This is a genomic window from Pusillimonas sp. (genome assembly GCF_035515275.1).
GTDB lineage: Bacteria > Pseudomonadota > Gammaproteobacteria > Burkholderiales > Burkholderiaceae_B > Pusillimonas.
Genome location: NZ_DATJBQ010000063.1, coordinates 18,302 through 30,749 on the forward strand (window position 1 = coordinate 18,302; position 12,448 = coordinate 30,749).

Annotated in this window: 14 protein-coding genes; 7 read left to right on the forward strand and 7 right to left on the reverse strand. The window is 60.9% G+C overall.

The features are described from left to right. The gene (locus VL003_RS04525) at positions 1 to 693 is read left to right on the forward strand and encodes a response regulator (protein WP_325440004.1); all 693 of its coding nucleotides are present in this window, start codon (positions 1 to 3) and stop codon (positions 691 to 693) included. Between the two features lie 886 nt (positions 694 to 1,579). On the opposite strand, the gene VL003_RS04530 is transcribed toward VL003_RS04525, so the two are convergent. Continuing rightward, the gene (locus VL003_RS04530; RefSeq protein ID WP_325440006.1) at positions 1,580 to 2,485 is read right to left on the reverse strand and encodes a methyltransferase domain-containing protein; all 906 of its coding nucleotides are present in this window, start codon (positions 2,483 to 2,485) and stop codon (positions 1,580 to 1,582) included. Between the two features lie 244 nt (positions 2,486 to 2,729). Here VL003_RS04530 and VL003_RS04535 point away from each other — a divergent pair, with 244 nt between their 5' ends. Both VL003_RS04535 and VL003_RS04540 read left to right on the forward strand, forming a co-directional pair. Further along, a complete protein-coding gene (locus VL003_RS04535; protein ID WP_325440008.1) occupies positions 2,730 to 3,338 on the forward strand; it encodes a ComF family protein in 609 nt (202 codons plus the stop codon). 10 nt (positions 3,339 to 3,348) lie between these two features. Continuing rightward, a complete protein-coding gene (locus VL003_RS04540) occupies positions 3,349 to 3,819 on the forward strand; it encodes a tRNA (cytidine(34)-2'-O)-methyltransferase (RefSeq protein ID WP_325440010.1) in 471 nt (156 codons plus the stop codon). 4 nt (positions 3,820 to 3,823) lie between these two features. Here VL003_RS04540 and VL003_RS04545 read toward each other — a convergent pair whose 3' ends face one another. Genes VL003_RS04545 through VL003_RS04560 form a run of 4 tightly spaced genes read right to left on the reverse strand, consistent with a single transcriptional unit; the run spans position 3,824 to position 6,144 of the window. Then, complete coding sequence (locus tag VL003_RS04545; RefSeq protein WP_325440012.1) at positions 3,824 to 4,855, reverse strand: NAD(P)H-dependent glycerol-3-phosphate dehydrogenase; 1,032 nt, start codon at positions 4,853 to 4,855, stop codon at positions 3,824 to 3,826. A 9-nt stretch (positions 4,856 to 4,864) separates the two neighbouring features. Further along, positions 4,865 to 5,395, reverse strand: coding sequence for a protein-export chaperone SecB (gene secB / locus VL003_RS04550; protein ID WP_325440014.1), 531 nt, complete (start codon positions 5,393 to 5,395; stop codon positions 4,865 to 4,867). 56 nt (positions 5,396 to 5,451) lie between these two features. Further along, positions 5,452 to 5,709: a glutaredoxin 3 gene (gene grxC, locus VL003_RS04555; RefSeq protein WP_325440016.1), complete on the reverse strand. Its 258-nt coding sequence runs from the start codon at positions 5,707 to 5,709 to the stop codon at positions 5,452 to 5,454. A gap of 24 nt (positions 5,710 to 5,733) precedes the next feature. Beyond that, positions 5,734 to 6,144 carry a rhodanese-like domain-containing protein gene (locus VL003_RS04560; RefSeq protein WP_414708241.1) on the reverse strand — a complete coding sequence of 137 codons (411 nt, stop codon included), beginning with the start codon at positions 6,142 to 6,144 and terminating at the stop codon, positions 5,734 to 5,736. 100 nt (positions 6,145 to 6,244) lie between these two features. Here VL003_RS04560 and gpmA point away from each other — a divergent pair, with 100 nt between their 5' ends. The 4 genes from gpmA to VL003_RS04580 all read left to right on the forward strand — a co-directional run bounded on the left by gpmA (position 6,245) and on the right by VL003_RS04580 (position 10,737). After that, positions 6,245 to 6,994, forward strand: a complete 750-nt coding sequence (gpmA, locus tag VL003_RS04565; protein WP_325440018.1) for a 2,3-diphosphoglycerate-dependent phosphoglycerate mutase — start codon at positions 6,245 to 6,247, stop codon at positions 6,992 to 6,994. 7 nt (positions 6,995 to 7,001) lie between these two features. Further along, complete coding sequence (locus VL003_RS04570; protein WP_325440020.1) at positions 7,002 to 8,402, forward strand: murein hydrolase activator EnvC family protein; 1,401 nt, start codon at positions 7,002 to 7,004, stop codon at positions 8,400 to 8,402. A gap of 72 nt (positions 8,403 to 8,474) precedes the next feature. Beyond that, positions 8,475 to 9,995, forward strand: coding sequence for a S41 family peptidase (locus tag VL003_RS04575; RefSeq protein WP_325440021.1), 1,521 nt, complete (start codon positions 8,475 to 8,477; stop codon positions 9,993 to 9,995). Next, positions 9,988 to 10,737, forward strand: a complete 750-nt coding sequence (locus VL003_RS04580) for a HesA/MoeB/ThiF family protein (RefSeq protein WP_325440023.1) — start codon at positions 9,988 to 9,990, stop codon at positions 10,735 to 10,737. Before VL003_RS04575 ends, VL003_RS04580 begins: the two co-directional genes overlap by 8 nt. Position 10,738: 1 nt before the next feature. Here the strand turns inward: VL003_RS04580 and VL003_RS04585 are convergent, their stop codons facing one another. After that, complete coding sequence (locus VL003_RS04585) at positions 10,739 to 11,512, reverse strand: pyrimidine 5'-nucleotidase (RefSeq protein WP_414708242.1); 774 nt, start codon at positions 11,510 to 11,512, stop codon at positions 10,739 to 10,741. After that, positions 11,512 to 12,417, reverse strand: a complete 906-nt coding sequence (argB, locus tag VL003_RS04590; RefSeq protein WP_325440025.1) for an acetylglutamate kinase — start codon at positions 12,415 to 12,417, stop codon at positions 11,512 to 11,514. Before argB ends, VL003_RS04585 begins: the two co-directional genes overlap by 1 nt. Positions 12,418 to 12,448 lie beyond the last annotated feature (31 nt).

Sequence of the window (12,448 nt, forward strand, 5' to 3'; positions counted from 1 at the left end):
ATGGCCAGAATCCTGGTTGTTGATGACGAAATAGGTATTCGCGAACTATTGTCTGAAATTCTCTACGACGAGGGACACACGGTTGAACTCGCAGAGAACGCGGCCGAGGCTCGCGCGGCCCGGTTGCGGCGTCGGCCCGACCTGGTCCTGCTCGACATCTGGATGCCCGATACCGATGGCGTCAGCCTGCTTAAAGAGTGGGCCTCGCAGGGCCTGCTCGATATGCCGGTCATCATGATGAGCGGGCACGCTACGGTCGATACGGCTGTCGAGGCTACGCGTATTGGCGCCGTCGATTTTCTCGAGAAGCCCATTACGCTGCAAAAGCTGCTTAAAACCATTGCGTCAGGCCTGGCGCGCCCCATGGCTGCCCCGGGCCTGGTTACCACCACGCGCATGCCCGAGCCAACCGACCCATACACACAGCCGCTAACCACGGTACCCGTACCCGAGCTTTCCCAACCCGCCCCCATGGCCGACACCGGTGGCTCGTTGCTGGGCGGCATTGCGCTTGACCAGCCCTTGCGCGACGCCCGCGACGAATTCGAGCGAATTTACTTCCAGTACCATCTTGGCCGCGAAAACCACAGCATGACCCGCGTGTCCGAGAAAACCGGCCTCGAGCGCACCCACTTGTACCGCAAGCTCAAGCAGCTGGGTATTGAAACCTCGCGCCGTAAAAGCAGTAGCTGATCGGCTTTTTGGAGTCTTGGACGTAAAAAAGCATTCCGGGGTGGGGTGCTTTTTTGTTGGCGGCTGGTTATTTGAGTTCTTAAGGCGGCGCGGGGTGGGGTATTTGGGCGCCGGCAGCTGCGGCCGGCTTTGCCGGCTTCCCTCGCCGTCTATCATTTTCGGGGCGCACGCAGAACTCGCGGCGGCGAACCAGTGGTTCGCCAAACGCGCCGCTCAAACATGCTGCGTGCTTGCATCCCCGAAAACGACAGCCGGCTCGGCTTGCAAACGTCGCCCAAATACCCCACCCCGCCCCACGCCTCTTAGTGAGGATGATTGAAGCGCTTCGGGGTTTCTTGGCCAGGGGCGCCAGCGCTGTGGCTCATGGTGTTTGATGTCTGATGTCTGTGATGTCTGTGATGCGGCTAATGTCAGTGTCACGGAACTCACTGCGCGGCTGATTTCGCTGTTCGCTGATTTTCCCGGTGTGCCGTTTTCACTGATGCACCGCGCCATGATGCCATGATGTAATCGCGTCACCACGCCATCACGTCACGAGGTCACGAGGTCACGAGGTCACGAGGTCACCACGTCACCATGCCATCGACCTCGGGACGTCCCGAGCACGAAGACATCGCTTTGATCCCAATCGCAGTTCCTGTGATGTGGGTCAGGTCTTTTTCGGGCGTTGGCGCGAGAGCCGGGCGCCCGTAGAAGGGAGCCCGAAGGGGCGGACGATACGGGCAGGCGTGCCGAAGGCCGAGTGCCTCCGCCCGAAAAAGACCTGCCCCACAGCGCGGGAACGTCTCAAGAACCAGCATCGCAACGCCCCACAGCGCGGGAACGTCTCAAGAACCCACAGCGCAACGCACCACAGCTCAGAGCGACATTCATCCTGGCGTCAGGTTTAACGCGGCTTGCGCCCAATAGAATCGACCGAAATGCGCGTTTCGCCCGCAGGCGTACGCACAGAAGCCGCTCGCCAGGCATGGCCGTAGGCCACTTCAAGACTCAGGTGTATGGTGCCATCAAGGTTGCGCCGGCTTTCAAGCGCGTCAAGCAGACGTTGTCGCCAGCCTCGACCCACCAAATGCGGCGTTCGCCCCAAGCTTGGGTTGCCGCCCAAAATACGAAGGTCGTCAAGCAGCTTGTCTGCACTGCGATAGGTCAACGTCAGAACCTCTTGATCCATCACCGGGTCGGCAAAGCCATGTTCAATCAGCAGGTCGCCGAAGTCGTGCATGTCGACGAACTGAGGCATGGCTGTGGCAATGCCTGCAGCGCCAACCGCCTCGCGCAGTTCCTTGAACGAGCCTGGTCCCAGGCACGAGAACATGACCAGGCCGCCGGTTCTTAGAATACGGCGCCATTCCGCCAGGGCTTCGTGCGGGCGGTGGTGCCAGTGCAGCGCCATGTTCGACCAGACCAGGTCCTGACTTTCAGGCAAAAGGCCGGTTGCGGCCATATCTGTTGTCAGGAACTGCGCCGCCGGCGTGGGTTTGTTGCGCAGCTTCTGCCATAGGCTGGGGCGGGCGCCATGGCGTTCAGTTGCTGCTTTCACCAAAGCTGGGCATGAATCAATGCCGGTGTAGCTAATGCCGGCATAGCGCGCGCGTAAGGGCTCCAGAGCATGGCCGCCGCCGCAACCCGCATCTACCACCGCCTGTGGCGCAAGCTTGATGTAGCTTAAGCGTTGCAACATGCGCTGGGCAATCTCGCCGTACAAGAACTGGGCCTTGTCTAAAGGCGCCCGCCGGGCGAACTGGCGAATGACGTGGGCGGGGTCAAGTGGCAAGGTTGAAGGCTGTGACATTTATACGGTAAGGGTGTGGCCGATAAGGCCAAGGTGTGCTGTGATGAAAGGGGAGTGCAGCGGCAAAACCCAATATTTCATTATGGCTGATATACCCATTCGATGCGAATCACGGCGCCGGCCGCCGGTCTGGTTGCCGCTGGCTCGCAGCCTGCTCCGGGTTCTCGATAAAGTGCCCACCAATTGTCCTTTGTGTCGCGGTGCATCACGGGGCGGCGCGCCATGCCCCGGCTGTCTTGACGACATGTCGCCACCCCTGTTGCTGCCCCGGTGCGGCCTTTGCGCGCTGGCTCTGGCGCGAGGCCTGCGCTGCCCGGATTGCGCAGCGCTGAGGCCGGCCTTTGACCGGGTCGTAGCGGCCTTCGATTATCAGCCCCCGGTCGATCAGTTAATACTGCAGCTTAAGAACGCGGCGCGATTTCAGCATGCCCGATATATGGCCGCAGCCTTGGCCGAGGCGGTGGACAGGGCGGTGCCCCCGGTTCAGGGCATTACAATCTTGCTGCCGGTGCCTTCCAGTCGCCAGGCGTTGCGCCGGCGAGGCTTCAACCCCGCGGGCGAAATTGCTCGGCAAGTGGCTGCCCGGCTGGGTTTGCCCTATCGGCCGGGCGCCTTGCGCCGGGTTGGCGAAGGGGTCAGTCAAAAGCGTCTGGGCCGCGCTGCCCGCACCGGCCCGGATGCCGCTCGCTACGCGTGCACGCAAAGGCTCGACGGCGAAGTGGTGGCGGTGATCGACGACGTACTGACTACGGGGGCCACCATGCACGCCATAGCCCTTGCCCTCAAGCAGGCAGGTGCGGCACAAGTAGTGGGCCTGGTGGTCGCCCGTACGCCCTATCGGCAAGAACCATAACGGAATAAAAATGTTTCATATCGTGCTGGTCTCACCTGAGATCCCTCCCAACACCGGCAACGTGATCAGGCTGGCGGCCAATACCGGGGCGCAATTACATCTTGTCAGGCCATTGGGCTTTGAGCTTGAGGATAGCAAGCTCCGGCGCGCCGGGCTCGACTATCACGAATGGGCCGCGGTGCAGGTACACGACAACCTTGCTGCCGCCATTAAGGCCACGAATGCAGAGCCGGAGCGTTGTTTTGCCATGAGCACACGCTCTAGCGGGCTGCTGGGCACGCAGCAGTTCAGGCCTGGCGATGTATTTGTGTTCGGACGTGAAACCGCGGGTTTGTCGGCGGCTGACCTGGAGCGATTTGCGCCGGCGCAGCGGCTGCGTCTGCCCATGAGGCCCGGGCAGCGCAGCCTCAATTTGTCGAACGCCGTGGCTGTCACTGTTTTTGAGGCATGGCGCCAGCAAGGGTATGCGGGCGGCGTTTAGAGGCCTATTCGCGCTTGGCCTCGCGCGATAACAGCTCGAACACCGCTTGGTCGGGGGCCATGCCGTCGAACAATACACGGCATACCGCTTCGGTAATGGGTAGATCGACGCCATGCTTTTGCCCCATTGCCAAGGCGGCGCGTGCGCAGCGTACACCTTCGGCTGTCATTCCATTGGCCAAAATTACATCAAGCGTCTTGCCGGCACCAATGGCCAGGCCTACCTGACGGTTGCGCGAAAGATCGCCGGTGGCGGTCAGAACCAGGTCGCCCAGGCCGGTCAGCCCGGCGAAGGTTTCGGCTTGCCCGCCCAGGGCTACGCCCAGCCGTTGTATTTCGGCCAGCCCACGGGTGATCAGGGCGGCCCGAGCGTTGGCGCCCAGAGCCAGGCCGTCCGAAATGCCGCAAGCAATGGCCACCACGTTTTTAAGTGCGCCGCCCACCTCTACCCCTACGACGTCGGTGCTGCCGTAAATGCGTGCCGTGACCCCATGGAAAACGGCGGTGGCCGCTTCGCGCACGGCCGCGTGCGGGCTGGCAATAGTCAGCGCAACCGGCAGGCCCCTTGCGACCTCTTTGGCGAACGAAGGGCCCGACAAAACGCCGGGCAGGGCGCGGTCGTTTAGCGCTGTTTGGGCGATCTCGTGGGGGAGCCGGCCGGTGGATTGGTCAAAGCCCTTGCAGGTCCAGATGACCGGTACCGCAGGCGCAGCCATGTCGGCCAGGGCTTGTGCCAGGCGTTCGCAGGTTTCGTGCATGCCGGCAACGGGAACACCGAGAATGATCAGGCCCGGCGCGCCATCGGGCGGGCAGGCGTGTGCGACCGCACGGTGAAAATCATGGGTGCCGTGCAGTGACTCGGGCAGGGTGGTGTCCGGCAGGTAACGCGGATTGATATGCTGCGAATCGATGGCCTGCGCCTGGGCGGCGTCGCGCGCCCACAGCAGAGTGTCGGCCTGGCGGCTGGCCAGGGCAGCCAGGGCAGTGCCCCAGCTACCGGCCCCCAGTACTGTTGCACGCAGGCGCGGTGCGACCATGACGACGGCTTACTGACGGCTGACGCCGGGGGGCAGCACGATGCCGGAATCTTGCTTGGCTTGGCCTTGCTGCTCGGCCAGCTGCTGCAGGCGCTGTTCGTACAGGCTCTGGAAGTTGACCTCGGTAAGGTGCAGCGGGGGCAGCGACGTGCGGGTGATCAGGTCGGCGACGTTGGCGCGCAGGTATGGGTACAGCATGGTGGGGCAGACGATCCCCAGCAGCGGGTCGAGCTGGTCGGCCGGAATGTTGGCGGCTTCAAAAATGCCGGCTTGTGTGGCTTCAACGAGGTACAGCACCTTGTCTTCGATACGGGTAGTGACCGTAGCGGTGACCGAGCTTTCGAAAATGGTTTCGGCCAGGCGTTGCCCGCCGACGTTGATGGAAACTTCGACGGTCGGGCCTTCTTGCTCAAGGAAAATCTGGGGCGCGTTGGGCATTTCAAGCGAAACGTCTTTGATATAGGTGCGCTGCAGCCCGAAAGAGGGCTCTTGGCTGCCCTGCGAGTTCTGGTTGGCTTGGTTCTGGTCCTGATCGGCCATTTGTCTTCCTGGTAATGGTTTGGTTAGCGCTTGCGCGTCGGGTTGGGTCAGCTGGGTCAGCTGTTAAGCAGGGGTGTCAGGCCGCCGGCTCGGTCGAGGGCGGCAAGGTCGTCGTAGCCGCCTACATGAGTATCGCCGATATAAATCTGCGGCACGGTACGGCGCCGGGTGCGCTCCATCATGACGGCGCGCTGCTCGGGCTGAATGTCGATGCGGATCTTGTCAATATCAGTGACGCCGCGTTGCTTAAGAAGCATTTCAGCGCGTATGCAATAAGGGCATACGGCTGTGCAATACATCGTTACGGTAGCCATGTGTTCCTTGTTAAGCGTAGTGGGCTAGGCTTTTTTTGAGACGGGCAAGCCTGCCTGGGTCCAGCCGCGCAGGCCGCCTTCGAGGCTGACCGCCTCGAGGCCGTGCTTGCGCAAGACTGCAGCCGCACGGACAGATTCGCGGCCCTGGTCGCAAAACATAATAAGCGGCTTGTTCTTGGGAAGCGACTCGACTTTGGCCTCGAGCTCGGCAAACGGCACATTGCGTGCCTGAGCGATGGTGCCGGCCTTGTATTGCTCGGCGCTGCGAACGTCGATAAAAACGCCTTGCCGGCGATTGGCCAATTGCACGGCCTCGGTGGCGCTGACGGGGTTGGCGCCGCGGCGCTTGCCAAGGGTGGGCCACAGCAGCAGGGCCCCCGAAACGATGGCAATTAGTACAATGTAAATATTATTTTGGCTAAGGATGAAGTCCACGATAGGTATCTCGATTTAACTCTTTAAATTGGGGCTGATCCGGTCGATTATAAAATGGACGCCGATATTCAACTAACACGCTACAAAACCTGGGCTCACAATGCATAAACTTGTACTGATGCGACACGGCGAAAGCCAGTGGAACCGCGAAAACCGCTTTACCGGCTGGACAGACGTCGACCTTACCGATACCGGCCGCGAACAAGCACGCCAGGCAGGCGAGCTGCTGAAACAAGAAGGTTTCGAGTTTGACCTGGCGTTCTCGTCGGTTCTGAAGCGCGCCATACGCACCTTGTGGATCACACTGGACGCCATGGATGCCATGCATACGCCTATCGGCCTCAGCTGGCGCCTTAACGAGCGCCACTACGGCGCGCTGCAAGGCCTGAACAAAGCCGAAACTGCAGCAAAGTATGGCGACGACCAGGTGCTGGTGTGGCGTCGCGCCTATGCCATTGCGCCTGACCCGCTCGATCTCGACGATCCGCGCCATCCGCGTTTCGACAAGCGTTATGCCAAAGTGCCGCCCGAAAGCTTGCCGGCCACCGAATGCCTTAAAGACACCGTAGAGCGCGTGGTTCCGTTCTGGAACGATTCCATCGCTCCGGCCTTGCGCTCGGGCCGGCGTGTGCTGGTGGCCGCGCATGGCAACAGTCTGCGTGCATTGATCAAACACCTTGATTCCGTGTCCGATACCGACATTGTGGGCGTAAATATTCCCACCGGCCAGCCGCTGGTGTACGAACTCGACGACGACCTTAAGCCATTGCGCCATTATTATCTTGGCAATGCCGACGAAATCAAGGCTGCCATGGAAGCGGTGGCGGCTCAGGGCAAGGCCAAGGGCTAATTTCGCGATGCGGCGTCTTGGCCTGGCAGTATTGCTGACGGCATGGTTGGGAACGGCGGCGGGCGCCGATTCGGCCGCCAATCTCCAAAGCCGCCAGGCCGAGGCCCAGTCGCAGCAGCAGCGCTTGCGCGAGCGTATACAAGGTATACAAAAAGATATCGACCGCCACGAGGCGTCTCGCAAAGATGCCGCCGATGCGCTCAAAGAGTCTGAGACAGCCATCTCCAATATCGATAGGCGGCTTGCCGAGCTGGCGACACAAAAGCAAAGCGCCGAAACCGAGCTCAAGCGCCTCGAGGGCCGGCTTGTTCTGCAACGGCAAGAACTTGATCTACGGCGTCACGAATTAGCCCAGCAATTGCGGGCACAGTACGCAAGTGGCTTGTCGCCTTGGGCGGCGCTGCTTTCGGGCGATGACCCGCAAGAGATCGGCCGTGAACTGGGCTACCTCAGCTATGTGTCACAGGCCCAAGCAAAGGCGGTGCAGGCCGTAGACAGCGCACTCAAGAAGCTGGCTGCACTGCAAACCGAGACGCAAGCGCGTCAGCGCGAGCTGGCGCAGCTTGAAGACGAAACCCAGACGCGCAGGGCCGAGCTCGAAGAGCAAAAGCAAGCGCGCCGGCGGGTATTGGCCAAAATTAGCGAGCAGCTCCACGAGCAACGTGCTCAGGCCGACACCATGCAACGCGATGAGCAGCGGCTGGGACGCTTGATCAGCGGCCTCGAAGTAGCCATTGCCAAGCAGGCTGAAGAGGCTCGTCTGGCCGAGCAGCGGCGCAAGGAAGAGGCCCGGCGCCGTGAAGAAGAACAACGGCGGCAGGCGGCGCAGCGAGCTCAAGAGCAACAACGACGCGAAGAAGAAGCGCGCCAGAGACAGGGTGAGCAAGAGGCGGCAAGACTGGCCCGCGAGCAAGTTGAGCAGGCACGTGCCCGCGAGGCGGCCCAAGAACAGCAGGCGGTCGACGAGCAGCGGCAGGCAGCACAAGACGTCGAGCGGCCCACGGCCACCGCTTCAGATCTACAGGGTTTGAGCAAAGGCTTGCCTTTCCCTGTGCGCGGGCAGGTTCAGGGGCGTTTCGGCGCCGAGCGGCCCGACGGGGGCTTGTGGCGCGGCGTGGTGCTGCGGGCGCAAGAGGGCGCGCGCGTCAGTGCCATTGCGGCGGGGCGCGTGGTTTATGCGAGCTGGCTTAACGGGTTCGGCAATATCGTCATACTCGATCATGGCCGGCAGTACCTCAGTGTTTACGCGTATAACCAAAGCCTGCTCAAGCAGGTTGGTCAAATGGTGGCGGCAGGCGAGGCCGTCGCAACCGTGGGCGCCACCGGCGGTCAGGTCGAGTCCGGTCTATACTTTGAAATTCGCCATCAGGGCAAGCCGGTGAATCCGCTGCTTTGGTTGGCGCGTTAATTTTCGGTACTATTTGTGTGGCGCTTTGTCTGAGCAGGCGCCAAGGCCAAAAATCATTTCAGGAATGTGTGCATGGGCACTCGCAGGATACGCAGTTTCGGGTTGGTGTTTCTAGGCGCCGTGGGCGGCGTCCTGGTCAGTCTGGGCATATCGGCCCTGGCCCAGCGTGCCGAGCCCTTGCCCCTGAAAGAACTGCAGCAGTTCGCCAACGTGTTTTCGGCCATCAAGGCCAGCTATGTCGAGCCTCTTACCGATAAAAAGCTCATCAACGATGCCATCAAGGGCATGTTCGACGACCTGGATCCGCACTCGGCCTACCTTGACGCCGAAGCTTTCAAAGAAATGGAAGCCATTACGCAAGGCGGGTTTGGCGGCCTGGGCATCGAGATCGGCAGCGAAGACGGCATGCCCAAGGTCATTTCGCCGATCGAAGACACGCCCGCCGCACGTGCGGGCATTCTGGCCGGCGACCTTATCACCCATATCGATGGCAAGCCGACCAAGGGCATGTCCTTGAATGACGCCATCAAGCTCATGCGCGGCGAGCCCAAAACTCCCATAGTGCTTACCATCAAGCGGGCCGAGCAAGACAAACCCCTGGTGGTCAAGATTGTTCGCGACCTTATCAAGGTGCGCAGCGTTCGCAGCAAAATGCTCGACGACGACATCGCCTATGTGCGTGTCGCCCAGTTCCAGGAACGCACTGCCGCCGATCTGGTCACCCAGTTGCGTCGCCTTGGGGCCAACCAGCCTCCCAAGGGGTTGATCCTTGATCTGCGCAACGATCCGGGTGGCTTGCTTGACGCCGCCATCGGGGTGTCGACGGTCTTCCTGCAGCCCAACGTGCTGGTTGTGTCCACCAAGGGTCGCATCGCCTCGGCCAATCGCGAGTATTTCGCCAAGCCCGGCGATTACATGCGCTACTTCTCCGAAGGCGGCGACCCGCTTAGCGGTACCCCCGGCTGGACCCGAACCATACCCATGGTTGTTTTGGTTAACGTGGGTTCGGCTTCGGCCTCAGAAATTGTGGCCGGCGCTTTACAAGACCACGATCGCGCCAAAGTGCTGGGCAACCGAACCTTCGGCAAAGGGTCGGTGCAAAGCGTGTTACCGCTTAGCGAAGACACGGGTATCAAGCTGACCACCGCCCGTTATTACACGCCCAAGGGGCGCTCCATTCAGGTTACCGGCGTCGAACCCGACATAACTGTCGACGACACCGCGCAAGGCAATCTTTTCCGTTTGCCACGCGAAGCCGATCTGGCCCACCATCTTCAGAACACGGTTGCGGCGCCTGAAGTCATCACCCCTGTTGAAGACGACAACGGCGAGCGGCCCGATCCCAAGATGTTCGAGTTCGGCGGCGCCGACGACTTCCAGCTTCAACAGGCCATCAACCTGCTCGAGGGGCGTCCGGTAGTACGTAGCGGCCCCACCGTGGCGGCAAAATCCGACGGCACCGCATCAACAGATACAGCCACCCCGGCGGCTGAGGCAGAAAAAAAAACTGAGCAGCCCACGCAAAACGCCCCTGTCGAGCGAATCGAGCGGTACCGACTAACCCCCGAAGGCCTGGTTCCCGTCAATGAATGATCAGGATCTGCTGCGCTACGCGCGCCACATCCTGCTCAATGAACTGGGCATTGAAGGTCAGGAAAAGCTGCTGCAGGCACGCGTATTAATATTGGGTGCCGGTGGCCTTGGGGCCCCGGCTGCGTTATATCTGGCGGGTGCGGGTGTGGGTCGTATTGTTCTGGCCGACGACGACGTGGTCGAGCTTAGTAATCTGCAACGCCAGATCATTCACACAACATCCCGGCTCGACCAAGCCAAAGCCACATCGGCCAAGCAGGCGCTTAACGAGCTCAATCCCTCGGTGCAGGTCGAGACCATTGTGCGGCGTTTAATGGGCCGCGACCTTGAAGAGGTGGTGGCGCAGGTCGATGTCGTGCTCGACTGCTGCGATAACTTCGCCACCCGCCATGCGGTGAATAGGGCCTGCGTGCTGCATGGCAAGCCGCTGGTGTCGGGCGCAGCCATACGTTTTGCGGGTCAGGTAAGCGTCTACGACATGCGCGACGACGCTTCGCCCTGCTATCACTGCCTGTTCCCCGAGGCCGACGATGCCGACGAAGTCAGTTGCGCCACGACCGGGGTTTTGGGGCCTTTGGTGGGCATTATCGGCAGCACTCAGGCTGCAGAAGCGATCAAGTTGATAACCGGCATGGGTCAAAGCCTGATGGGGCGCTTGTTGTGTCTTGATGCGTTGACCATGCAATGGAGCAGCATCGGGCTCAAGCGTGACCCCGGCTGTCCGGTCTGTGGGCATCGCTAAGTCAGTCTCGTAAAGCGTGGCGCCCGGTAAGCAGCCGGCCAATCGAATTGACCCGTACATCGACATAAGCGCTGCGGCCCGCGTGCAGCCCCGAAAACGGCGTGCCCGGATGAAATACATGTACGGTCTTCATGCCCAGCTTGCGGGCGGCCTTCAGATTCTTCAGCGTGTCCTCCACCAGCACGACGTTCGAGGCAGGTTGCCCTACGCGTGCCAGCACCTGCTTCATTAATGCGGACGAGGGTTTGGGCTTGATCCGCCCTTGCAGGATCATGTGGTCAATCGACCACAGGCTTTCGAATTGCTGCAAGATACCCAATGTCTTGAGCACTTGGCGCGCATATTGCATGGGCGCGTTGGTCAGCAAGATTTTTCGTCCTTTTAGTGCCCGTAACTTTTCGGCCAGGCCGGTTTCGGAATGCACCAGCGGAGCAGGGTCGAAGCGATGGCTGCGCTCTAGAAACGCCGCAGCATCAACGCCGTGGTGCCGGACCATGCCGATGACGGTTGCACCGTAAAGCCGCCAGTATCGAACACGCAGGCGATGTGCCTCGCCCATGTCGACGTCCAGCGCTTCAATCACGGCCTGGGTCATGTTGTGATCAATCGCATCGAATATGGCTTTGGAGCAGTCGTGCAGGGTGTTGTCCAGGTCGAACAGCCAGACGCGTTGTGATGCCGATGAGCGGCGCCCCAATGGGGTGGGATGATGCCGTGCCCGATGCGGCGCTGCCGGTGTCAGCAGCCGCCGCTGTGTTGCGCTGGGGCCGATCACTAATTCGAGCTGATCATGGTGCCGACGCCGCGATCGGTAAGAATCTCGAGTAACAGACAATGGGGTACCCGGCCGTCGACGACGTGTACCGAAGTGACGCCGTTGCGTGCCGCCTCGAGTGCGGACGAGATTTTAGGCAGCATACCGCCCGAAATGGTGCCGTCCTTGAAGAGTTCGTCGATAGTCTGGGCCGACAAGCTACGCAGCAACTGGCCGCTTTTGTCCAGCACGCCGGGCGTGTTGGTCATCATGATGAGCTTTTCGGCGCCCAGCACCTCGGCGATCTTGCCGGCGACCAGGTCGGCATTGATGTTGTAGGCGCGTCCGTCTTCGCCGTAACCAATGGACGAAATAACCGGAATGAACTGGTCGTCTTGCAGTGCCTTGACCACAGCGGGCTCAATGCGGGTAATTTCGCCGACATAGCCAATATCAAGCCATTCGCCTGGGTGTTCGCTGTCAGCCAGCAATTTTTTGCGGGCTTGTATAAGGCAGCCGTCTTTGCCGGTAAGGCCCACTGCCTTGCCGCCGGCCTCGTTGATCATCATGACGATGTCTTGCTGCACCTGACCGCCCAGCACCCACTCGACAACCTCCATCGTCTCGGCATCGGTAACCCGCATGCCTTGCACGAAAGTGCCTTCTTTGCCGATGCGCTTCAGGGCGTCGTTGATTTGCGGACCGCCCCCGTGCACCACAATGGGGTTGAGGCCGACCAGCTTCAGCAGCACGACGTCGTGTGCAAAACTGCGTTGCAAGGCTTCTTCGGTCATGGCATTGCCGCCGTACTTCACGACGACGGTCTTGCCGTGAAACCGGCGGATGTAGGGCAGGGCTTCGGAAAGCACGGCCGCCTTCACGGTTGGGGATTGAGAGGACGCGTCGCTTGGAGTGGATGTAGTCATGACAGGCGATCAGAAAGTTGGGGCTGTGAAA